General features: G+C 39.2%; 19 protein-coding genes and 2 riboswitches. Of the genes, 2 read left to right on the top strand and 17 right to left on the bottom strand.

The genetic code is table 11. The annotated features are described in order from the left end of the window. Positions 1–148 precede the first annotated feature (148 nt). Positions 149–1,339: an aminotransferase-like domain-containing protein gene (locus CE058_RS06990; protein WP_163141571.1), complete on the bottom strand. Its 1,191-nt coding sequence runs from the start codon at positions 1,337–1,339 to the stop codon at positions 149–151. Positions 1,340–1,394: 55 nt separating this feature from the next. Further along, on the bottom strand, positions 1,395–1,967 hold the full coding sequence (locus CE058_RS06995; RefSeq protein WP_163141574.1) for a GNAT family N-acetyltransferase: 573 nt from the start codon (positions 1,965–1,967) through the stop codon (positions 1,395–1,397). Positions 1,968–2,059: 92 nt separating this feature from the next. On the opposite strand from CE058_RS06995, the gene pdxR reads away from it, so the two are divergent. Further along, positions 2,060–3,436, top strand: coding sequence for a MocR-like pyridoxine biosynthesis transcription factor PdxR (gene pdxR / locus CE058_RS07000; RefSeq protein WP_163141577.1), 1,377 nt, complete (start codon positions 2,060–2,062; stop codon positions 3,434–3,436). 35 nt (positions 3,437–3,471) lie between these two features. Here pdxR and CE058_RS07005 read toward each other — a convergent pair whose 3' ends face one another. The 8 genes from CE058_RS07005 to CE058_RS07040 all read right to left on the bottom strand — a co-directional run bounded on the left by CE058_RS07005 (position 3,472) and on the right by CE058_RS07040 (position 13,909). Next, a complete protein-coding gene (locus CE058_RS07005; protein WP_286167915.1) occupies positions 3,472–3,849 on the bottom strand; it encodes a PH domain-containing protein in 378 nt (125 codons plus the stop codon). Positions 3,850–3,874: 25 nt separating this feature from the next. Then, positions 3,875–4,453 carry an O-methyltransferase gene (locus tag CE058_RS07010; RefSeq protein ID WP_163141579.1) on the bottom strand — a complete coding sequence of 193 codons (579 nt, stop codon included), beginning with the start codon at positions 4,451–4,453 and terminating at the stop codon, positions 3,875–3,877. 106 nt (positions 4,454–4,559) lie between these two features. Beyond that, positions 4,560–4,666: riboswitch (SAM riboswitch) on the bottom strand. Between the two features lie 74 nt (positions 4,667–4,740). Then, positions 4,741–9,201 (bottom strand): coiled-coil domain-containing protein, encoded by a 4,461-nt coding sequence (locus CE058_RS07015; protein WP_163141582.1) that lies wholly within the window; start codon positions 9,199–9,201, stop codon positions 4,741–4,743. Next, entirely contained in the window at positions 9,179–9,925 is a 747-nt protein-coding gene (locus CE058_RS07020; RefSeq protein ID WP_163141585.1) for a DUF6063 family protein, read from the bottom strand. Before CE058_RS07020 ends, CE058_RS07015 begins: the two co-directional genes overlap by 23 nt. After that, the gene (locus CE058_RS07025; RefSeq protein WP_286167917.1) at positions 9,925–11,436 is read right to left on the bottom strand and encodes a hypothetical protein; all 1,512 of its coding nucleotides are present in this window, start codon (positions 11,434–11,436) and stop codon (positions 9,925–9,927) included. The genes CE058_RS07020 and CE058_RS07025 overlap by 1 nt, the downstream gene beginning before the upstream one ends. Further along, positions 11,427–12,500, bottom strand: coding sequence for a Wadjet anti-phage system protein JetD domain-containing protein (locus tag CE058_RS07030; RefSeq protein WP_286167918.1), 1,074 nt, complete (start codon positions 12,498–12,500; stop codon positions 11,427–11,429). Before CE058_RS07030 ends, CE058_RS07025 begins: the two co-directional genes overlap by 10 nt. A gap of 269 nt (positions 12,501–12,769) precedes the next feature. Further along, complete coding sequence (locus tag CE058_RS07035; protein ID WP_163141594.1) at positions 12,770–13,252, bottom strand: AraC family transcriptional regulator; 483 nt, start codon at positions 13,250–13,252, stop codon at positions 12,770–12,772. Between the two features lie 126 nt (positions 13,253–13,378). Next, complete coding sequence (locus tag CE058_RS07040) at positions 13,379–13,909, bottom strand: cell wall hydrolase (RefSeq protein ID WP_163141597.1); 531 nt, start codon at positions 13,907–13,909, stop codon at positions 13,379–13,381. A gap of 220 nt (positions 13,910–14,129) precedes the next feature. On the opposite strand from CE058_RS07040, the gene CE058_RS07045 reads away from it, so the two are divergent. Further along, positions 14,130–14,633, top strand: a complete 504-nt coding sequence (locus CE058_RS07045) for a GNAT family N-acetyltransferase (protein ID WP_163141600.1) — start codon at positions 14,130–14,132, stop codon at positions 14,631–14,633. Positions 14,634–14,719: 86 nt separating this feature from the next. Here the strand turns inward: CE058_RS07045 and add are convergent, their stop codons facing one another. The 7 genes from add to CE058_RS07080 form a co-directional block, all read right to left on the bottom strand. After that, the gene (gene add, locus CE058_RS07050) at positions 14,720–15,721 is read right to left on the bottom strand and encodes an adenosine deaminase (protein ID WP_163141603.1); all 1,002 of its coding nucleotides are present in this window, start codon (positions 15,719–15,721) and stop codon (positions 14,720–14,722) included. Between the two features lie 54 nt (positions 15,722–15,775). Then, positions 15,776–15,875, bottom strand: a riboswitch (purine riboswitch). 156 nt (positions 15,876–16,031) lie between these two features. Continuing rightward, positions 16,032–17,159: a carboxynorspermidine decarboxylase gene (nspC, locus tag CE058_RS07055; protein WP_163141606.1), complete on the bottom strand. Its 1,128-nt coding sequence runs from the start codon at positions 17,157–17,159 to the stop codon at positions 16,032–16,034. After that, a complete protein-coding gene (locus CE058_RS07060) occupies positions 17,149–18,399 on the bottom strand; it encodes a saccharopine dehydrogenase family protein (protein ID WP_163141608.1) in 1,251 nt (416 codons plus the stop codon). Before CE058_RS07060 ends, nspC begins: the two co-directional genes overlap by 11 nt. Before the next feature lie 123 nt (positions 18,400–18,522). Then, positions 18,523–19,791, bottom strand: a complete 1,269-nt coding sequence (locus CE058_RS07065) for a saccharopine dehydrogenase NADP-binding domain-containing protein (protein WP_048008904.1) — start codon at positions 19,789–19,791, stop codon at positions 18,523–18,525. Between the two features lie 551 nt (positions 19,792–20,342). Then, complete coding sequence (locus CE058_RS07070; RefSeq protein WP_163141611.1) at positions 20,343–21,017, bottom strand: DUF2642 domain-containing protein; 675 nt, start codon at positions 21,015–21,017, stop codon at positions 20,343–20,345. A gap of 15 nt (positions 21,018–21,032) precedes the next feature. Continuing rightward, entirely contained in the window at positions 21,033–22,388 is a 1,356-nt protein-coding gene (locus tag CE058_RS07075; RefSeq protein WP_048008906.1) for an arsenic transporter, read from the bottom strand. Between the two features lie 217 nt (positions 22,389–22,605). Continuing rightward, a complete protein-coding gene (locus CE058_RS07080) occupies positions 22,606–23,436 on the bottom strand; it encodes a hypothetical protein (RefSeq protein WP_048008907.1) in 831 nt (276 codons plus the stop codon). Positions 23,437–23,477: the final 41 nt, after the last annotated feature.

Raw genomic sequence — 23,477 nt, forward strand, 5'->3', positions numbered from 1 at the left:
GGTTAAAGTTAGACTATAATTTAGAATTTTCCGATCATTGACTGGCATTTTTAAAAAAGCCTAATTTCTGGCCTGCAATACCAGGATAATTAGGCTTTGTTTACTTTATTCCTCATCATTTTTAAAAGTTCCATAGAAATATTTTCATTTAAAGATAGGCCTCTGCCACTTTTCCCAGCCTGCGAATCCCCTCTGTTATTTCCTTCTCATCCGCATAACTGAAGGAAAGGCGAAGAAATTCCGTTCCAGCTGCCTGATCTTTGAAAAAGTACTTGCCAGGAATAAAAGATACCCCCTCTGCAAGGGCATTTGTCAGCAGTTCCGATGTATCGGCACCGGGAATTTTCATCCACACGAAGTACCCGCCTTCAGGCACATACCAGGAAGCTGATTCAGGAAGGTACTGTTCCAGTGCGGAGGTCAGAACATCACACTTGGACCTGTATGTATCTCTCAAGGTTTCTAGTTTATTATTAAAATCCGTGTTTGCAAAATAAACAGCCATGGCAGATTGAGCAAACGGATGGTTCAAATCTTTTTTAAACCAGGCACATGCATGGATCATTTCACTTGCTCCCGCTATCCAGCCTATACGAATACCCGGGGCCACTATCTTGGATAGCGAACCGACATGCAGAACTCGGGAGTTTTGATCCATTGCTTTAAGAGTGGGGAGACTCTTATTAAATGATAATTCCCCATAAGCATCATCCTCTACTAATAGAAAATTATATTTGTCTGCAAGCTCCAATACGTGCTGCCGGCGCTCTCCTGTCATCGTCGTCCCTGTAGGATTTTGAAACGTTGGGATCGTATAGAGAAAACGCGGCTGAGCGAGCCCTTTTTGCTTTCTTTCCTCTAGAATCTCTTTCAATGCCTCTGTTTGAAGTCCCTCCTTGTCTACAGGAATACTAATTATATGATTTGTGTAATTTTGGAAAATCTCTAATGCCTCCATATAGGTGGGGGACTCTATTGCAATAACTGTCTCCTCATCAAGGAGAATGCGGGCAATCAAATCGATTGCCTGACAGGCACCCGAAGTTATCAAAAGCTCATTTTCCGCTACTAATATCCCCCGCTCTTTCAATCTCTTTAAAACCTGTTCCTTTAGTTTTAAAATCTTGGGACTTCCTATATAATGGAGCGGCAAATCTTGTTCTTCTTCTAATAGACTGTTAACAGCTGCTTTTACCTCTTCAACCGGCACGAGATCAGGTGCCGGGTAGCCGCAATGCAGGCGTATACAATCATCCGGAATCTCCGGAATCCACTCCCCTGGGGGAGTATTCTGAAGCGCCTTTTTGATTTTATCAGTAAATAAAGAATCATCATTCACTTCGATCTACACCCTTCCAGCAGTTTTATTATTCAGTATAAATGTTCCACAAAACCTAGAAAAGCAAGTTTTCTACGAAATGTCTTTTTATTTTTCCCCAATCTTCCTTTATAACACTATAAAGGACAGTATGGCGAATTGTCCCTTCTTTTAGTATCATATGATTTCGAAGTACGCCTTCTTTTACCGCACCGGTCCTTTCGATCGCTTTTTGTGAACGGAAGTTTTCATGTCCGGTTTTAATTTGTACGCGATTCACGGACAGTTCTTCAAAACAGTATGTTAATAATAAATATTTACAGTTTGAATTAATATTCGTGCGCCAATAAAGAGGGTTTATCCATGTTGAGCCGATTTCGAGCCGTTTATGCGGGATTGAGATATCGAGAAACCAAGTAGCACCGACGATATTCCCTGTTTTTTTATGGACAATGACAAAAGCAAAATCGGTGCCCTGCTCACGTTTTTGTATCGCATCTTTTACATATTGAATGACCCGGCTTTTATCAGTTAAATCAACAGACATATGCTCCCATATGCGTTTATCCTGAGCTGCTTCATAAATTCCTTCAATATGCTCAAGTTCCATGGGAATTAACTGCACAACATTGTTTACTAAAATTTGCATGCTATCACTCTCCTTGAATCAATTAAAACCGAATTATGGTATGATAAAAATAACCAAAAATGAATTTTATTATAATACCAGGGAATGATTCAATGGAATTTCAAATTTTGCTTACGGAAAATGGAATAAAGTATAAAGAAATTTATGAACAAATTCGGCTTGCGATTTTAGATAGAAAATTGTCAGCTCATTCAAGACTTCCTGCAAAGCGGCGGCTGGCTAAACAATTGAACGTAAGCATCATAACTGTTCAGATGGCTTATGAACAGTTGCTGAGTGAAGGGTACTGTTATTCAGCAGAACGCAGAGGCTATTTTGTTTCTGAAATTCATGATGAATGGCACTATAGTCAGATTAATGCAATGGAATTGGAGAAAAGAGTTCATAATGAGTTTCATATTAATTTTAAAAATGGGCAGGTCGATGCCTCCGCCTTCCCCTATAAACATTGGAGCCGATTTTACAGAAAAGAGCTTAATGAATCTAATGCCAGCAATACACCGTGGCAGGGCGAATATTCTTTGCGTGCCCAAATCGCACTATACTTACAGCAAGCTAGAGGGCTGGCCTGCCAGCCGGAGCAAGTGTATATCTTCAGCGGATTTCAACAGCAGCTGCTAAATGTATGTTTGTTTTTTAAACGGAGCGCCATCGGAATAGAAGATCCAGGTTTTATTCGGGCTAAATCTATTACTGAGCAATTACAGCTGCCATGTTATCCGATTTCTGTGGATGAGGAAGGATGCTGTGTGCCTGATGCTGATGAGCCTGTAAAATTGTTATACACCACACCTGCTCATCAATATCCTACCGGTACAATTATGTCTATTGCCAGAAGGGTTGAACTGTTAAATTGGGCAATTAAACAGTCTGCTTACATTATCGAGGATGACTATGATTCTGAATTTCGCTACAAAGGGGCACCAATCCCAGCATTATCCCATCTGGATTCAACCGGGCGGGTACTGTACTTCGGTACCTTTTCAAAAACATTGCTGCCATCACTTCGGATCAGCTATCTGGTTATGCCAGCAGCCCTGAAGCAGAACTTTGAAAAATTTAATATTTATCAAAAGTCTACTGTTTCAAGAATCGATCAGAGAGCTGCTGCAAAGTTTATGGAAGAAGGATTTTATTTATCCCATATAGCAAAAATGAGAACTTTATATAGAGCTAAAAGGAGCTGTTTAATAGATAGCCTGTCAAAGCATTTAGGAGAAAACTTTGACATAATTGGAGATACAGCAGGTTTGCATATCATCGTGACATTACCAGAAGGATTGAATGAATCTAAAGCAATTGAACTGGCAAAGTCGGCGGGAGTTGAAATTGATGCTGTTTTACCTATGTATCATCTTCACAAGCCAAACAATCAAGTGATGATTGGATATGGCGCCCCCTCGATGGACGAGATTGAGAGAGGAGTCCAATTAATCGCTAATGCATGGAAACGTTATCTTTGCATTTAGACTAAGTCAAATATTCAACTAAAAGAGCGCTTATCTTACAGGATAACGCTCTTTTGTGAAGTGGTAAACAGTCTCATCTTTTCCTTAACAGCAACCATAAAATCAAACAAATTCATCCCCTGGATTTGCTGGAATTTGTACAAGTCTTGCTTATAGTACATATGAATATGCTTACTGGTGATTCCCCTTTTTTCTTCAATGGAAGTTATATGGCTATACGCAAATTCTTCAACTAATTCCTTGTTTGTTTCTGATACCGGGATTCCATAGAATAGCAGTCTTTTGTTCGTTGCTGCAAATAAGCCTGCCTGCGGTGCTAAACAGTAATGTGCAACCAATGAACAGCTTAAACATTCAATTATGTTTTCACCTTCATGCAATACATTTTTAACCTGATTTTTAATGTTGTCCATGGAACTCCCCCTCACATTTCATCTGTCAAACCGCTGTCTTAACTGCCAGTATCAGCCCAGTAGACCAATCCAATTCTGTTATGTCCAGGTCAGGTCTGTCCTGCAGAGTTTTTAGAAGTTTAGTTGCTTTGATCCGAAATTCTTCAGGTAATTTCTGTTGCGGAAACACATCATGAATCACATAAAAACCGCCGATATTTAAATGATCCAGGGTTTTGTCCAGAAGCTCGAATTTCCCCGGCCATGTATCTGCAAAAATAAAATCGAACCCTTCCGACAGGTTTTGAATAAAAGCTGCTCCGTCCTCACAGCAAAATGTGATTCTGCTGTCATTCCCGAGGTACTTTCTCGCGATCGATTGCACTGTCGGATCTATGTCAACGGTCGTAAGCTTACTGCCTTCATCCATCCCATCAATGATCCATGAAGCAGACGCTCCCGTACCTGTTCCCAGCTCCAAAAAGCTTCCTCCAGATTTAGAGGCTGCCAGCCCCTTAAGTAAAAATCCTGTTTTTATATCACATGACTGCCCGAAGCCGAGCACATCTGATTCCTGTAATATCCTTGAATATGCTTCCGGTACCTGTATAACGCCGTTTTCCATTTTGCTATTCCTCCTCTTTCTTCGTTCTAATCTAAACCAAGCTCAAACTATAAAAGAGCATCAAAAAAAGGCCTCTTTATAAGAGGCCTTTACTTATCAAAACGACCTCTTATCTCCCAGAGCGTCAACTCTGTTGGAATTAGCACCTTCCTGACATAATCAGGGGTTGCTGAGGCTTCGCAGGGCCAGTCCCTCCACCTCTCGTGATAAGAATTGTGATTACTTATTGATTTTCACCCAAGTATTGCATAGTTTCAGTAAAATGGCAATACTTTCATTCTTTTAATCTAATGAACTGCTCCCTCTCCCTGATAAATCCTAAAAGCCGGAACAATCGTATCCGACACAATTTCTTTCCCCTTTTCACGGATGAAGTCCAATTTATAGTACGCTTCAAATCTCTGGCTGATTTCTGTTTTCACCAATTCAGGCGGAGTGACGACGATGAATTGGAACTTCAGCTTATTCGCTACAGCGAAAATAGGATCAAGCACATGGGCAGAAGCAGCTTGGCCGAAGGGATTATCACAGACTAGTGGAACCCAGCTTTGATCGGTTTCACTCTTGACCGAAAGAAGCATCATCATCATAACCATGCGGGCAGATAGCTTTTGACCGCCGCTGCCATCAGATTTCGTCTTCGAACCCTGGTTGATCGTCTGCCAGGTCGAATAATGCTCACGCTGCGGTTTACCGTACATGAATGCATTGTCTGTACGCATGTTATAAACCAGGAGCTCCGGATAGCGATTTCTGAGGGAAACAAATAAAATTTGCTCATCACTGATAAGCTGTTTGATTTCCTGATCCAGCATCGGATTATTATCATCAATCATCTCAAATCGCTTCGTAATTTTATTAATGGCTGAAACAAAATGCTGTTTCAGTAAAGGTCCGACATCTTCCGCTTTTTTAGGCAGGATATCTTCTTTAAGCTGGACGAGCGGGAAAGAACCCCTTTCATTCTTAAGCTTCATTTTCGCAATCATCGAGCGGATTGCCTCTGAAATGCTCATTACCTTCATACTTGCCCGGCTTGCCCAGAAGTTTTGCGCCTTTTCCGCCCGTTCTTTGTCGCGCTCCAGCTGCTCCAGGCCGCTCTGAGAAAAGCGCTTCATGTTTTGGACGACACTTTGAATATGCGCATAATGCCTTGTATCCATATGATCAAGCGTAGTTAAGACTTCATTCTTAAAGCGGATTTCCCAATCCTTGCCTTCAATAGCAAGCTTTAAATTTCTTAGTGATTGTTCAATCTTCGCATGCTTCTCTTGCCCTTCATCCTGAATAGCCTGATGTTTTTCACTCCAGGAAAGGATGCTTTGCTTTCCTTGACTCTTTATTTTTTCGATGTCATCATCCGAGAAAGCTGCCGCTTCCTCTTTAAGAATGACGGATAAATGCAATTGATCTTTTTCAAACTCAGTTATGCTTTGTTCTGCCTCTTTTTTGCGTTCTTCCGTTTTCTTTATTTCTGCATTTGTCTGTTTGGTCTGGTCAGTAATTTCGATCGTCTTCACTTCCAGATCAAGCTCTTCCCATTCTTCAGGCTTTTGATCATGCTTGGCCACTTTTTTTGAGGATTTTTTACGCTGATCCATTCCATGCTTTAAGGAAGTTTCAGCAATGGTTACGGTCTTTTCCTGCTCACGCTCTTCCTTTTCTGCTGCCTTTGTTTCCTTTGCAGCTGCCTGTACCATATTTTCCAAAATACTTATTGGTTCATCCGGTACAGAAGCGTCCTTCCACTCTTCATTAAGAGCATGAAGTTTTTTCTCCAGCTTCCTTTGCTGCTTTTGTTCGGATTCTCTTGTCGCCTGAATCGCGAGCAGTTCACTGGCTTGTTCTTCTTTTGATTTTTGCAGCTGTTTAAGCTCCTCAATGCTGCCATTGATTTCTTCTAAAATATAGGGTGATAATCGCGGAACCTCCTCAGAAGCTTCTGCTTTCTCAGCTGCTGGAAAAGCAGCACCGTCTATAAAGAAGCCGATCTTCTTAATATTTTGCTCGGCTGACAGCTTCCATTCCAGGTAGGTCTGGCTCCACTTTTCCTGAAGGTCAGCGATGGTCTGAAGCTCGTTTCCCAGTTCATTCTGCAGCTTTTCGAAAACTTCCTTTTGTTTCTCTTTTTCCTGCTTTACCCGTTTATTTTCGTGATGCATTGACTTTTCACGGTCATATTCCGTTAAGTATTCCGCATCTTTAGATAGCTTTTCGATCTTTTCCTTCGTCTTTTCCAGCTGTTCTCTAAGTCCCAGCTGCAGCTCTTTTTCTTTTTCCTCCTGCACGATGATAGCCTGCAATTCCGTTTCCCTCGAAAGCAGGGCTTCCTTTTCCTGAAGAAGTACTTTTTCGATATCAATGGCAAGATCATGGGAAAGGAATCGGTCGATTTCTTTTATAATACGGCGCAGCGCTGTTTCTGTTTTTTCCAACTCTGCAAGTGTATCTTTCTGATCGTCTATTTGTTTCGCAATCTGAATCTTCCAGTTTGTGAACTTATTTTTATCCGCCAGCAGTTCCTTCTCCGTCCCGGTGATCATCACAAAGGCATTCTGCTGATTTTCATCCGCCATATCTTCCCGCATAAAAATCGGGACAGGACTTTTATAAATCCTTCCGCTTAGGACCTGCTTATTGATTTTTTCCCATTGCGGCCTGCTGACTACTAAGCCGTACGGCAGAAGAGGATGAGAAAGCATGTGGCTCGCCATTTCATCCGGCTTTAAGGATTGGAGAAATTGGGATCCGTAAAATACGTCAATCCCCGTCTTTTCATCAATCCATTCCTTCAGTTCCTTCACATCATTATTGGCAATCCAGAAATGCTCATCATTCAAGGCATAATCCAGCTGCGTTTCCCAGAGTGCTTTCTTTAATTCTTCCCCTTGCTCGCGATTTTGAACGAGGAGCTCTTCCACTTCAAACGCATATTTTGATAAAAGGGCATTCGTGAATGGAGCATTGACACCTTGCAGCACACCTTGGAGCTGATCGTACAGCTTTGTTTCTTTTTTCTGCTGCTCTTCACTTTTCCTTTTTAGCTCTTCACACTTTTCTTCAGAAAAGTGAATGGATTGTGCGAGTGTACCATGGGAAGAAGCAAGCTGATTTTGCTTTTCATTTGATCTATTCTCTTTTGCCAGTATATCTTTGAGTGCTGCTTCTTTGGTATCTATCTGTTTATTCAGATTTTCAATAAAACCCGTTAAATCATAGGCAATGCGGTCACCGAATTCCTTGATAAGCTGTTCTTCTTTTGATTCAAATTCATTAATTTGCGTATAAAGAAAATCAATTTCTGTACGAAGCTGGGCAATCTCCTGGGTCTTTTGTTTATCCTGCTTAGAAAGGTCTTTTGCTTTTTTCTTTAAAAACTTTTGATATCCGGAATATTGATGAACGGCTTCCCTAATGGAAGCAGCGGATTTCTCCCATTGCTGTGCCGCTTCTTTTTTGATTTCATCCATTCTTTGATTCACTTGCTCAAGGCCGCTGTTCTGCTCGAGCTTAGCAATCTGCTGGGAAAGCGCGCCAATGCTTTGTTCACCTTCATGCCATTCTTTCAATAACAGCTGAAAAGCAAGCTCATCTTTTCGCTCCTGCTTTTCCTTCACCGCTTCCTGCAGAACTATATGTTTCTTCTGCTCTTCCGCGAATTTCTTCTCCCAATCCAGCACTTCCCGGTGAGCTTTTGCATACTCAAGATTATCTTTCTGAAAACGAAGATCCACTTGCCTGCCTGTTAATTTTTCGATTCCCTTTTCCAGATCAATGAGTATTTCTTCTTCCGTTTTCTTCAAATGCTCCAAAGCGCCGAGCAGCTGTCTTCCGGCTTTAATACTGTCCTCTACAATTTCCTTATGCCCGACACCCTTTGCCAGGCTCTCTTCAAAAGGAAGAATATCTTCCAGGAACTCTTTATGTGCCAGCTCTCTTTTCAGCAAAACAGGGAGGTCCTTTGCGATGCTTGCCTGACTCTTGAAAATCTCCACAAGATCATTCTTCTGATGCTCCGTCCGGTGCAGAACCTGACTGACTGTAGGAATGATCCGCTTTTGGAACAGGGAATGATCATCTTCAGCACCTTCAAAGAATTTTCCGACGCCGCCTTCATCCTTATTAATGTCCTTCATAATATCCCAATCTTTTCGGTTAATCCCATATGTATCCAGAATTCGGTAGTGTTTCTTTGTATCCCGGTAAACATCGTACCCATTCCATTTTAAATAATCCTTCAAGCCTTCTGTTTCAGCCAGTTCTCCATCTTCATAGAGCGGAATATGTTCAAGAGATGCTTCTTCTCTTCGTTCAAACTCCCTAGTATAAAAGGTAATATTCGGGACAATTTTCGCTTCCTGCTCAAGAGGTTTGCTTTCTCCGCTCTCTTCATTCATTGATATACGCTGTTCTGCTGAAAACATTCCGCCCGTCACCAAATGCCTGCGGTCAGCCCCGTCGAGCTCCCACTGTATGAGAACATGAAAGGTATAAGGAATAAACTGCTCTTTATTATTAAAAAAGAATTGCTGATAAAAGCGATTATTCTGCTTTCCCCATGCGGTACCCGGCTTAAGGATCTGAAATATGGTCTGCAGGAAAACACCTTTCCCTCCTCCATTCATCATCGAAATGAGGCCATTTGTGGAGGTTTCCTCATTATGAAAGTTAAATGTGGTGTTCCTATACTGCTTTTGCATGCCATCATATTTCAGGCCGGCAATTCTAATTCGATGTATTTTCGGCATGCTGATCCTCCTCTGTTTTCATCAATTCCTTGAATATCTCATAACGGTCATAGTCATGATACAGGTATTCAATCCGCTCAAATAACTCCTGCTTTGGAATCGCCTTCGGTATATCCTCCCGATCCAGAATGATGATGAGTCCTTCTGTTTCCAAAAGACGCATGGCACTTGCAATCAAACCAATCCGCGTTCTGCGATTAGCTTTCCTGGCTCCATAATCATCTGTGTCTACTTCCATGTATTTCCATGTCGTTACAACGTCTCCCATATCAATTTTTTCTTCTTCTCCGAAATCCGGCTTTGCTTTAAGCAGGCTATCCCAATTCATAATGACATCATTCACTTGCCGTTCCAATGTAAAAAAGCTGATCCCTTCGCGCTTCGTGCGGATCTTAGCCGCCTGATTGCGGTCGATGCCCGCCAGGAATGCCATAATGACAACGCTCATCAGGTGAAAATGTTTTTTGGTTTCAACCTGTTTATGCCTGTCCTTCATATGTGTAAAATTCGTCGCAAAAACAGAGCCGGTCGGCTGCACAACGAGCTGAATCCGTTTCGGAGATTCAATTATAAAGGTCCCGGATTCGTCTGCCATTAAAAGCACCGTCTGTCTTACATCAGGATCGAAATACGCTTGAAAGTGCTCGCTGTTTTCATCGATGACCTTGTCTTTTAATAGCGTGAAATAAACTGCTGATGCAGTCTTAATACTTTCTGCATTCATCATTTCTCCTCCTGAACACAAATTTTAAACGGAGTGATTTGCATTTGATACCAGAGGAAAGGTTCCGCCCGATGATCAAACTCTGTATAAAGTTTCAATCCTTCAAACACCTGGAATTGCGGATACTCCTGCATAAGCTTATAAAGAAGAATTTCCCTCTCATCGCTCAAGCTCTCTTCCTTCCGTTGCAGCACCTGAACCTTCAGAGGCTTTTTATCAAACATCATCCATAAATCAATCGTTTCCGATTCTTCAAACCATAAATCCTGTACTTCAAGCGGCAATGTCGTTAAATCAGCCAGGGAAAACTCTCTGTATGTCTGCAAATATTGAAACACATAGCTCCAGGCCTTGATAACAGAATCCCAGTTCGTTACGCGCTGATGGGTAATGCTTTCGTCTTCCGTTTCTTCCTCCATCGTCTCTGTAAGCTGCTTTTCATCAAATTCCTGTTCGCCCCAGATCCAATCCAAGGGCAAGATAAATTCATTCTTTGGCGAGAATAAAGGACCCAGTACCTTCTCAACATGATCGAAGGAAGATACCCCCTCCTTCATGAACCAGTTTTCATAAATGTGCTCCCGAAACGAAACCAGACTTGTTTCCCAAAACAGTGAAGGGTTTTCCGCTTTTAATTTCATTTCATAGGAGATATTCTGAATCACAAGCTTGGCAAAACGGTCATGCAATTGCCTTGTATGGCCGATCTTTTCCTGCAGGAGGATCAATTCTCTTTGAATGTGATCATCTTCCTCGTTTCTTCGTTTTGTCTTCTCAATCATACTGCTGATGGTACGGAAGTGATTTTTTTCTTCTTCAAATTGCTTCTCAATTTCCGCACGGTTATCAGCCCTTTGCATTTCTTCTTCCATCAATAAGATTTTGGGATTATTGATCATTTCTTTTTGAAAGGAGAATTCTCTTGCCATTAAGCGGTTGACCCGTGAAATGAGGTGATCGAGGTTTCGGGTAGCTTTGCGGAAATTACCGTTTTTAATCAGCTGCATACTATAGAGCTGTTCAATGGTGATTGAGAACTCCTCCGCCATTTCCCTGCTCATGAAAATCATTTCCTGTGAGACATCTGTGAGTTTGTAGACGATTGATCCGCCCATCTCCAGGTTTGTATATAATTCATCCATTGCCACATAGCGGAATACCTGCGTCTCCCATGATTGTCTGATTTCATCGTAATATAGGGCTTCAAACGGCCTGCTGTATTCTTCTTTTCCCTGATACAGAAGCCCGCTTGTGATTCGTTCAATCTGCTTCTCATCAGCCAATAGCTTCATTTGTTTAATCGAATCTTCAACCATATATTTGATATCCGATTTTCTCCGATGATCATCATCATTCAATTCCCGATAAAAAATGGTGAGGAGCACCTGCATCAGAATCGTCTGGATATGAGGCTTCAGCTCTCCGACTTCCATTCCCCTTCCAAGCTCAAACAGCGGGTTTAAACGCTGCATCCGCTGGGCGAATCCTTCCCATGACTCGTTCACATCCATCTCCTCCAAGTTTCAATTGTTAAGACTTCCTGAGGAATTCGTTTAGTTTCCTGCCATAATTGCAATAAGAGTTCCTGCTCTTCTTCCGTAAACCACCGGAAGAACGCATCACGGTATTTAAGATTTTGAGGCTGTCCGGATTTCTGTTCATTACTTTGATCCAGACATTCAAGCATTTTACGGTAAATCTTCAATGCAGGCTGAATGCAGCATTCCGGATATTTCTCAATCAGCCTGGTCATGATCCCGTAGCCAGCCGCATCAAGATCTCCTGCATAATAGAATAGATACGATTTAGCCGGAAAAATTTTAAAGAAGAACGAAAAGCTCCGTTCAATTTTCGTGCCTTCCCCATAAATGATCAGGTCCGGCTCGTAATCGAGCAGATCGTTTTCCAATAATTGAATGCAAGTATGAAAGAATGATAGATTCTCGATTATAAGTACTCGCTGAATATCTTTAATTTCTTTTCCCTGTTTCATCCAAAACACAAAAGGCTCCCCGTATCTAACCACTTTCAGCTGCTCTTCGGATACGCCAATTCGTGCTAAAAAACCTTTTCCATCAGGAAAACTGATCACATCCTGCAGGAATTCTTCATGGCCGAACAGCTCCAGGCTTCTTTCCTCAAGTGAAACGGTTTCCCGTTCGCCGCTGGATTGGAGAAAAGCATATAAATTCTTGACGCGGCTCCATTCCTCTTTCGTCTGCCATTCGGGGTGCCGTTCATAAAATGAAAAATCGAACCGATCACTTAACTTCATCACCTCGAGACGATCCCATTCGCCGGTGTGAGGTTTCACGTTCACCCAGAAATATAAAGGCAGAGACGGTGTTTTCCCGTTGTATTGATGATTATGTATAGGTGTCAGCTGCCCTTCATCCTGCAATGATTGAATGGCTTCATAAAATAGCGAATAACCGTCCATTTCATAATAATCATCCAGCAATTTGCGCAGCTGAAATTCCAAGTCATTTATGTTTAACTTCTTCTTTTGCTTAGGGTGCTGAATATCTTCAATAAAGCTTCTCACCCTTGTTTCGATGATGTTGATTTTGTTCACCTTCTTAAACATCTTTGGGTCTTTAGTGAGAGAAATTATCTCATACAGACAACATTTTTATTATAAACTAGTTGATGAATTGATGTAATGGATTTAATAACAGAGAGAAGAAAATGGGGCGGGGAGTAAAGCAATAATAGCTACTCCCGCATTTTTAAGCACTGGGGCATCCATGCGCTGCAGTTCAGGAATACATAAAAAATTCAATCGGTATTCTTTCTCCTAACTTTTAAGTTATTAAGTTATCATGGGGCAATTCAGTAACTTCATCAGCTAATATTTGTTCTCACTGGTACATATAAGTCAACTCTGCATCTCCCTCCTGCATCTTCAGCAGGATTATTGAGATTGAATTCAAGGTTATGTCTATCGTAATCCGGGTCATATCCGCTATTTGGCAGCCATTCTCCAAACATGTACTGATAGGCAATATGCAGTTTATCAGGGGTATCATAGAATGGATAGAGAGCATAATCCCCGGCATCAATTTTTTTAAACATTATTTCCTGATGCTCCTCTTTATTAAAGCCTTCAGGAATAGTAACACAGGCATCGTGGCGGCAATCCTTGCTCTCCACCAGATCAGGATTATCCAATGATATGCCAATGAAAGATTCCTGCGGAGGATATAATCCATGTGTGTTTGCCCATCCAATCAATCTTCCCCAATGTTCCTGCGGCTCAAAATAACTTCCGGTACGCCTGATATACGCTACTTCTGTTTCAGGCAATTTCTTTACAATGATCTCCATTTTAAACATCCCCCTTATTGGAATTATTTTCCTTGTATCATTTTCTTTATCTTTGTTCATATTCCTTCTCCAATTTCATTTTTTCCCAACAAAAAAAAGCGCGCAGCTTTTATGCTGTACGCGCCTTTATATAGCAAATGCATGATTGCCTATTTTTTTCACAACTTCACGTGAAAAGATCCACTGGCTTGTGGCTGTTTCAGGGTTATAAAAATATAGGAACTCTTCGTTTTGCTCCTTATCAATAAGAGCTGTCTCAACGGCCTGAACTGCTTCATTACTTGCCGGTTCATTGATTGAACCATTTTGAACAGGTTCAAAAGCATTCTTCTGATAAATAACATCTTTGACTGTATCCGGGAATTGTTCGTGCTCGACACGATTCAGAACCACGTCAGCAACCGCAACTTTCCCTTCAAACGGCTCCCCTTTTGCTTCAGCCTGTACAAGACGTGCAAGCAGCTTTTTTTCTTCCTCTTTGATGAAGCGATTATCTGTTGATGATGACTCTTTCACGTCAACCTCAACTTTTTTATATGTTAATGTTTCTGCAGCTTTCTGATCCACTGTCTCAGCATCAAAATGATCAGCAGGAAACATGCTATATGAACCCATAATGAGTGAAATGGCAGCAACAAATGTTACTAAATTTTTCATTTGTAAACCTCCTGTTTGTAGTTTTTAGGCAAAAACAGGCCACTTTCAAGGCTAACAGGTTTACAGGGAGAACTCATTAGTGAATCAATGGGAGAATTACCAGTAAAGAAATATGAAAATTCAATTTCCTCCATTATTATTTTAAGATGTATATATTTGTTATAGCATGCTTTAAAATATAAGGTTAACAGCCTGGAAATTGATTGAGGTGTTAAAATAATTGAAAGTACTTGAAACTGACAGATTAATTCTTCGCTGGTTAACACCAGATGATGCAGCATTCATTCTCGAACTTTTAAATGAACCTGCATGGATTCGTTATATTGACGATAAAGGTGTACGTACTCTTGATGATGCTAAGAATTATATTTTGACCGGACCAATGAAAATGTATTCTCAATTTGGCTTTGGCCTTTTTCTCGTCGAGCGAAAAGAAGGAAGCTCTCCTATTGGCATGTGCGGATTGATAAAACGAGATACTTTAGACAATGTTGATATTGGTTTTGCTTTTTTATCCAGATATCAAACGCATGGTTATGGGTTCGAGTCAGCTTCTGCTACATTGAAATATGGTCATGAACAGCTGGATATGGAACGGATCCTGGCCATCACATCCTTAGACAATCATGCATGCTCCAGACTGCTTGAAAAAATCGGTATGAAATATGAAGGTACGATTCTTTTGGATAAGGAAGAGCTTAAATTGTTTGCATCCGAAAAATAAATTCTTGGAGTATTTTTTCTATCCTTAAAAAAGGTGTCTCCCCACTTATTAAAAGTTAAGCCGGGGCAGCCACCTTATTTTCTAACTTAAATATCCATTAAATATTCCATCAGTTTTTCCTTTATCTCCTCATCTGCAAAAGCTGCTTCTACACTATTCATATAAATTTGCTTATAATCCTCAGCACTTATAGCAAATTCCTTGGAAACAATATCACATTCCTTCGCCATAGTGGTATCCGATACCGTTCTGTTGTCCGTATTAACTGTTACTTTTATTCCATCCCGATGGAAGTCAGAAATGGGGTGTTCGCTAAATCGGTTTACCGCTTTCGTTTGGACATTGCTGGTTGGGCACAGTTCAAGTACAACCTGTTTTTCCTTTACAAGCTTATAAGCCTTTTCACAGTCTTTAATAAATATGCCGTGTCCAATTCTTTCAGCTCCCAGCCATTCAACGGCCTCGAGCACATTTTGACCGATTCCCGTTTCACCAGCGTGGATAGTGACTCTATAGCCATATTCTCTAGCCAATGCGATCGGTTCAATGAATTTTCCACAGAACCCTTCCTCTTCAGATGCACACAAGTCGATGGCTACAACGCCTTCACCAAGGAATATTTTACCCTTTTCTACGACCTCAAAAGCACTTTCCACACTCATCGTTCGCATGCATGACAAAATGATATTTCCTTTAATATCAAATTGTTCTTCTGCTTCTCTCATCCCTTCAATCACACTTTGGATGATTTCTTCTACGGATAATCCCTTTTGCGTATGAAGTAAAGGGGCAAAGCGTACCTCCATGTATTTCACATTTTCTTTTGCTGCATCTTCAAAAAGCTCAAAGGAGATTCGTTTTATATTTTCCTTTGACTGCATCACTAAATTAGGGATGGAGAATCTTTTTAAATATTCATCTAAGGATTTGCAATCTAATGGGGCAATTAGTTCTTCTTTAATTTCTTCTTTATCAAAGGAAGGTAAACTGATGCCTTCACTCTTTGCGATATCAATGATGGTCTCAGGTCTGACACTCCCATCCAAATGGCAGTGTAGTTCAATTTTAGGCATGATAGAAAAATTCATAGTGGACCTCCTACATTTTTTCACAAAAAAATTCCTGATTACGAAGAAAACACAAAAAATTTGTATCTTCTTCGTAATCAGGAATTATTGGTTCCTGGTAGAGACCTCCAAACCATATTATTGGAGTTATACGAATTTGAGTATTTCATTAGGTTTTTTAAAAGAATAATTAAATTTAAAGTTATTGTCAAGGAGTTAGATAGATGAACATGTAATATATCTTAAAGCAACTACTGCAATACAAAATCAAACTTAATACAAAATAGCTTCCATAATACAAAAATTAACATATTGGCTTTCTTGTTATCCTTTATGCGAGTCTCATCTTAAAATCTTGATAACCAAATTGATGCACGATGCGATACTCCCCGTCCCTTTTTTTAACAGCGATAGCTGGTAATGGCATACCGTTAAAAGTATTGTTTTTTACCATTGTGTATACCGCCATATTCCCAAAAATCAAACGATCTCCATTTTTTAACGGCTGATCAAAAGAATAATCTCCAATAGTATCGCATGAAAGACAGGTTTGTCCGCCAAGACGATACAAAAATGGCTTCTCCCCTGCTTTTCCTGATCCGAATAGAGAAGGACGGTAAGGCATTTCAAGCACATCAGGCATATGACAGGTTGCAGAGGTGTCAAGGATGGCAACCTCCATTCCATTTTGAATTGTATCAAGTACAGTCGCAACTAAATGTCCTGCATTTAAAGCCACTGCTTCTCCTGGTTCAAGATAAACTTCTAAACCGTATTTATCCTGTATTCTCTTGATACAAGCTTCAAGTCTCGGAATATCATAATCTTCTTTTGTAATATAATGACCACCGCCAAAGTTGATCCATTCCATGCTTGGCAGCCAAGCTCCAAACTTTTCCTCTACTGCATTAAGGGTTGTTTCCAAATCATCAGAGTTTTGCTGACAAAGGGTGTGGAAATGCAGACCTGATACACCTTCAAGCAGTTCAGGACAAATATGCTCCTTGGTTACTCCAAATCGGGAAACTGGTGCACAAGGATCATAGATGGAACTTTCACCTTGTGTAGAACACTCAGGATTTATACGCAACCCTGCTTTTTTACCGGAGTGGAGGACTTTTTCTTTATATTTTTCAAGCTGTGAGAAAGAATTAAAGATAATGTGATCACAAACGGAGATAATTTCATCGATTTCATCATCGCGATAAGCAGGGGAATAGATATGATTCTCTTTACCCATTTCCTCATGGCCTAGTATAGCCTCGAATAAACCGCTTGCTGTTGTACCACTTAAATATTTCCCAATGAGAGGATACATTGCCGTCATTGAAAAAGCTTTTTGTGCTAAAAGAATTTTACATCCTGTACGTTGTATGACTCCGTTTAAGATTTTTAAATTTTGTTCAAGAAGAGCTTCATCGATGACATAACATGGTGTTGGTAATTGTTCAAACCTCATAATTTCCGTCTTTCTGCGGCTCTAAGCGTTTTAGAGGCTCAGAGTCCACAAGGACTGGGTTAAAGTCCTCTTTCCACGGAAGTCCCCATTTGTTTAATGCTTCCATGAATGGATCCGGATCAAATTCTTCAATATTAAATACACCTGGCTTATTCCATTTTCCAGTCATAAGCATCATTGCACCAATCATCGCAGGAACTCCTGTTGTGTACGAGATTGCTTGAGAACCTACTTCTTTATAGCATTCTTGATGGTCACAAATGTTATAAACATAATACGTTTTATCTTTTCCTTCCTTTTTCCCTTGAAAAATACATCCAATATTTGTTTTACCGACTGTACGTGGACCAAGTGAAGCTGGATCTGGTAATACAGCTTTTAAGAATTTAAGTGGGATGATTTGTTTTCCTTCAAATTCGATTGGTTCAATACCTGTCATTCCAACGTTTTCAAGGCATTTTAGATGAGTAAGATAACTTTGGCCAAACGTCATGAAGAAGCGGATGCGTTTAAGTCCCTGAATGTTTTTTGCAAGTGACTCAAGTTCTTCGTGGTACAGCAAATACATTTCTTTCTCGCCAATTTCAGGGAAGCTATAAATGCATTTTATTTCCATTGGCTCTGTTTCAATCCAATTTCCATTCTCCCAATATCTCCCTTTAGCAGAGACCTCCCGGATATTGATTTCTGGATTGAAATTTGTTGCAAACGGATAACCATGATCACCTGCATTACAGTCTAGAATATCAATATATTCAATTTCATCAAAATGATGTTTGAGGGCAAAAGCAGAGAAAACACCAGTTACACCCGGGTCAAATCCGCTTCCTAAAAGAGCTGTTATACCAGCTTTTTCAAATCGTTCGTGATATTCCCATTGCCATTTATATTCAAATTTTGCTGTATTCTCCGGCTCGTAGTTTGCTGTATCCAGGTAGTCCGTTTTTGTTGCCAGACAAGCATCCATGATGGTTAAATCTTGATAAGGTAAAGCTAAGTTCATTACAATATCTGGATTAAATTCTTCTATTAGCGCGATTAGCTCGTACACATTGTCTGCATCAACCTGAGCTGTTTTAATTTTCGTTTTTCCACCTTTTAGTTTATCCCTTAATTCATCACATTTTGATTTTGTACGGCTTGCGATACAAATCTCTTCAAATATATCACTGTTTTGGCAACATTTATGGATGGCTGCTGACGCTACTCCACCACAGCCAATAATAAGTGCCTTACCCATTTTCTAATCTCCTATCTTAATAGATTTTTCAAATGAAAGAGAGAAGCCGACAACAAACTAACCAGCGATTCCTCTGCAAATTAGATTGCTATTTGATGTGGTTTCATTGCACATTAATATCTGCTATTCAATCCATTTAAGTCTTTGATGCAGCATTCCATCGGAGCCTTTATTTTCTCCCGTGACAAAGTCAGTCATATAATAGGTTAAATATTCTCCGTATTTGCTTTCAGTATGGAGTAAAAGCTCATCTACATAATAGATGCCCATAGGAAGATCATCCAGGGTCAACGTAGCAATGGCAGCATAAATGCCGCAAGCAACCTGGAAGTATGTTGCATTTGTTTTGAACTTCGGATAGATTTCACTGCTTTTCATTACGTTATACATAAACTTTTCCTTACCCTCATAAACCAAAAGCACACCAACGAGGTCTTCACCTTCAATCTCACCTGCATCCGGATCAATCAATCTTTGATTCCAATCCCATAGGTCGTCTACATTCGCCAAATTATTCCTGATTAATTCCGTTGTATATTCATTGACACGATAAATAAACCCAAATTCTATATCAAATAATTCACCTAAAGTAATTACTTCTTCATGTGGCATCAGACAACCGTAAAATTCTTTTTCGCCTAGCCTTACCTTAAACTCCATGGCATATACATCTTCATAAAAATAATGCAGCAAATGATGATGGGCAAACATGGGATAGCTTAATATCGCTTCATCCAGGAAGCATTCCACCGACCAGGAAGTATAGATGGTGTTAGGTTGGATTAATTTTTTATCTTTAAAAAATGAACTATCATGCTCCACAATATAGCAGGATAAGGGCGTTTGGTCCGGATCTTCATTCATCAGTTTTAAAGCCATCCACTGTACTACACCGGGATTCATACCAGAGCCAACAATCGCCGTCATATTGGTGAAATTCTTTTTGCTATCTTCAAATCTTATATATCGCTCGGTGAGTGGGAAACCATATAGACTATCATCCTCATCGACCTTCGTATTCTCCAAAGCTGAATTGATATAAAATACACCTAATTTGCTGCAGCAATTCATCATTTCGTTTGTATCTGCCCAGGATACATCAATGACTACTTTCGTTTTTGTCTTTTTTAAATGTTCCATAAAGTTGCTTACAACCATGAGATCAAGCTGGTAAATTTTAATTTTATCTGCAAGGTTGGGGAATAATTGATCGTAATACTCTTTATCCTTTTGTTTGATATCAATTAGATGAAGCTGGGATTTACTGATTATAGGGTATATAGGGTCACTTTTATCTTCGGCGGATTGATTTAGAATGGCTAATACCGCTTTTGCAACACCTCCACAACTCCCTAATATGGAAATGGAAAAGGGCCTTGTCCCATTAAACATTTTTACCACTCCTTTCTTTGAGTCATTTATTTCAGCAGTTCAAATTATCTATTACTTTCTAATTAATATATGATTCTAATGATTGAACCGTATATACTTCTGTCTATGAATGATAGAGAAGTTAAAAATAATCATATGAAGTAAATAATGGTGTTTTATCAACTCTAGAAGGCAGTAGTTTAATATAAACAGGGGTATTCCAGCAATGAATCATATCTAGATTGAAGGTGAGAAAAGTACTAATATATTCTATAATCGGGGGCGTACCTAATGAGCAGGAACAATTTTTCTATTAAGGCAGGGTTATTAAAGAAGAAGCCCTGGTCAAAAAAGATGTATTCAAATGAGTACAGGAAATAAACTGCTTAAGCAATCAATCTAACACCTTTTTGAATATGTCTGGGCTATCTAACAAAACAGCATAATACACAGTTTAATGGTCCCTTCCCTCTTTCTAAGTTTGCCAGTTTTATTTTAATAAAAACTTAAGTTTACTTATCTTATTACTGAGATATATAGCTGCAAGAGGGAAGGAAGTCATCTTCAGTAGCTTATTTATTTGCAAAATGAATCGTTTTAACATGCTGCATATTTATAAAGATATTGTCCTGTTTAGCAGTCACAAGTTCGATGAAATTATTTTCCAGGCTGGCCACTTTCCCAATTGCTTGGTAATACTCACCTAAATTAATAATAATTAATTCCCCAGCCATCTTTTCAATTTGGACCTCTAAGGATCTTGCTAATGAAATATTGGCTGGAATTAACGGGAGCTGTTCATTGCCGAGCCCATAAGGTCTCAGGTCAGAAACATAAGGTATTAGCCATTTTAAATGATATAGAGAAATAAGCATTGTTTTATAAACAGGGGAATAAAACACGAAATAATTATTCATTATGCTGGTAACATATCCGTGAAGAGCCTGGTTGCCGGATGTATAAATTTCAATGAACATTCCTTTGGATGAATTCAATATCTTTCGTAAAGATAGCGAATCTTGATGTTCAAAATTTGGCGATTCATTTGGCGGGTTAATTGTTATTTCATCCGTTTCAAGAACATGCATATCATGGACATGGGCAGTTGGAATATATAAATAATCTTTCCCGTCAAACAACACAAGGATATCGCTTCCAATGTCGATTAGTATACCTGTCACTGCTTTTTTTCCCGATATTTTTAACTTTAATTTTTCTCCTATGGAATTGCTTAATAATTTTTTCAAAAAAGCACCACCTTTCTATACAAAAAGCCACGTGATCCATAAATAAAGAGCAAGGATACTTACTAACAGGGAAAAGGGAATAACCATTAAAGTCACTTTTAGATATTGTGCCCATGTAACTTTGATAGAGTGGCTTTTTAAGATATGAAACCAGATTAAAGTAGCTAGAGTGCCTACTGGCGTTAAAAGTGCACCTATATCACTTCCAATTACATTAGCGAGATATGCAATCTGCAGCAGGTATGTTTCCAAACCCATTTCTGTAATAGCAATTGTTCCAATCATAACCGCAGGAAGATTATTAAAAAGGTTGGACATAACTGTAAGCAGTGAACCCATTATAAAACTGGCATATAAAGGATCTCTGTGAATATAATCTTGTAAATGCAGAATAAGAAAATCATTTATCCCTACATTTTTCAAACCGTAAACGAGGACGTACATATTGAATGCAAATAGAAGGATGTGCCAAGGGGTTTTTATAATGATATCCTTCATGCCAATTCCATTTCTATACCATCTGATTAAGATTAGTACAAATGCGCCCGTTAATCCAATCCATTCAAGCGGAATTCCGTATGACGAAAGAACAAAAAAGCATATCCTTGTAAGGACTACTATGAACAAACTAACCTTGAACATCCACCAATCAATGTTTTTATGCCAGGCTGATTGATCGAGAGGATGGCTATATAAAAATGCAGAAGAGGTTTTGTCCAATTTCAAAGAAGTATTTAGTACTTTTTTGGGAAGATCTCTTCTAAAATAAAGGTAAAGTAATAGTCCCAAGGTAAAGATTCCAATCATGGATGGTACGAACATCATTTCAATATAACTATTAAGGCTTAAACCAACAATTTTTAAGGCAATTAAGTTCGAAATATTACTTACTGCAATGGGAGCACTTGCAGCCGTTGCTATAAGTGCTCCAGAAATTAAATATGGGAACTTTTGGTGCGGTTTGAGTTTCAGTAGAGTAACAACGTGAATAATAATGGGTGTGGTAATAAGGATGCTGCCATCGTTGTTAAAAAACATGGTCATTAAAAAGCATAATACCATAATGTAAAGGAACAGCTTCAATCCAGAACCTCTGGATCGGGAAACTATATTTATTGCTATCCATTTAAAAAAACCAATACTTTCTAACACGATTGACATCATTATGGTTGAGATAATGGTTAAGGATGCACCACTTACAATATTAAAAATAGCTAGAATGTCTGTTAGGGGCACAATCCCTATTAGTAAAGTGATAGCTGCTCCTATGGTAGTGGGTATCGTTTCATTAATGCCAAAAGGTCTCCACAACATAAATATTATTGTCAGTGAAAAGATAATTATCATAAGCAAAACTTCTGAGCTACCCATTTATTTTTGCCGCCTCGCTTCGAGGGAGAAGGGCTGTGTGAGGTACTTTTGCATCAACGAATCCCTTCTCTGTTTCTTGTTTGATTTTAAAAGGAGGCTTGAGAAAAAAGTAATAAAATAATGAACCAATTAGGGAGAAATAGAGAAACATATAGAACATGAATTATCCTCCTTTCATTTTAATTGTTCATGCAATTAGACTCACCTAAAACCAGGCTCATTTTTTGCTTGCTTTTCTTTTTTCTTCACTTTCATGAGATGCATTTGATCCGAATATCGAATAATCAGGACTCTGTGTTTTTTCTCCTCTTTCTCGAGAGCGAAGATTATCTGTATTGGATCCGAATATCGAATAATCAGGACTCTGTGTTTTATCTCCTCTTTCTCGAGAGCGAAAATTATCTGTATTGGATCCGAATATCGAATAGCTATGCATTTTTGTTGTTTCTCTTCCTTGATCTTTGCTTCCATTGCGGTCATTTGATGTGTCAGTATTATTTGAAGCACTTGAATCTTTATTAGCATCTTCATTTGTATCTTTATTGCTTTCTGAATTCTTTGTATCCCCATTACTGTTATTTTTTTGCTTATTTTCACCTGAAGATGTAAGTGCTCCTTGTTTGTTAAAAGTATTGATGTGTAATGTATTGAAAATAATCTGTTCATCCTTTTTGATTAAAACTGCACAGTCATCCACTATTTTGCTTAAGATGCCTGAAAATTCATTTTGTCCATTGATAGAGACCCATTGATGTTTTAACTGGCTTAATGCATCAGTTAAAAGGTTGGGACGTTCTGTATTCATTGGTGCAACCCCATAATCACTAGGTGCAGCAATGTTCTTTTTATAGACTTTTGTACTTTTGGAAATCCCTTTAATATTTTTGAGTTTGTAATAGACCGGAACATTCCCTTCTGATGCCATTTCTACATAATCGTCTTGAATGCCAGTCAGCAAACCTTGAATTGTGCTTCCCTCAGTTGTATACAGCTTAACATTGAAACCAATTAAGTTATTTAAAGCCAATCTGAATTGACTATTTTCCATTTTTCCTTCTCTCCTTACTTAATAATTTTCATTGGTCCATA

This window comes from Bacillus sp. 22-7, assembly GCF_010628845.1.
Taxonomy (GTDB): domain Bacteria; phylum Bacillota; class Bacilli; order Bacillales; family Cytobacillaceae; genus Cytobacillus; species Cytobacillus firmus_B.

Coding starts and splice junctions, on each gene's coding strand:
- CE058_RS06995 (WP_163141574.1), bottom strand. CDS start 1,967: ATGCAAATTTTAGTAAACAATGTTGTGCAGTTAATTCCCATGGAACTT.
- pdxR (WP_163141577.1), top strand. CDS start 2,060: ATGGAATTTCAAATTTTGCTTACGGAAAATGGAATAAAGTATAAAGAA.
- CE058_RS07005 (WP_286167915.1), bottom strand. CDS start 3,849: ATGGACAACATTAAAAATCAGGTTAAAAATGTATTGCATGAAGGTGAA.
- CE058_RS07010 (WP_163141579.1), bottom strand. CDS start 4,453: ATGGAAAACGGCGTTATACAGGTACCGGAAGCATATTCAAGGATATTA.
- CE058_RS07015 (WP_163141582.1), bottom strand. CDS start 9,201: ATGCCGAAAATACATCGAATTAGAATTGCCGGCCTGAAATATGATGGC.
- CE058_RS07020 (WP_163141585.1), bottom strand. CDS start 9,925: ATGAATGCAGAAAGTATTAAGACTGCATCAGCAGTTTATTTCACGCTA.
- CE058_RS07025 (WP_286167917.1), bottom strand. CDS start 11,436: ATGGATGTGAACGAGTCATGGGAAGGATTCGCCCAGCGGATGCAGCGT.
- CE058_RS07035 (WP_163141594.1), bottom strand. CDS start 13,252: ATGGAGATCATTGTAAAGAAATTGCCTGAAACAGAAGTAGCGTATATC.
- CE058_RS07040 (WP_163141597.1), bottom strand. CDS start 13,909: ATGAAAAATTTAGTAACATTTGTTGCTGCCATTTCACTCATTATGGGT.
- add (WP_163141603.1), bottom strand. CDS start 15,721: ATGAATTTTTCTATCATGCCTAAAATTGAACTACACTGCCATTTGGAT.
- nspC (WP_163141606.1), bottom strand. CDS start 17,159: ATGAGGTTTGAACAATTACCAACACCATGTTATGTCATCGATGAAGCT.
- CE058_RS07060 (WP_163141608.1), bottom strand. CDS start 18,399: ATGGGTAAGGCACTTATTATTGGCTGTGGTGGAGTAGCGTCAGCAGCC.
- CE058_RS07065 (WP_048008904.1), bottom strand. CDS start 19,791: ATGTTTAATGGGACAAGGCCCTTTTCCATTTCCATATTAGGGAGTTGT.
- CE058_RS07075 (WP_048008906.1), bottom strand. CDS start 22,388: ATGGGTAGCTCAGAAGTTTTGCTTATGATAATTATCTTTTCACTGACA.
- CE058_RS07080 (WP_048008907.1), bottom strand. CDS start 23,436: ATGGAAAATAGTCAATTCAGATTGGCTTTAAATAACTTAATTGGTTTC.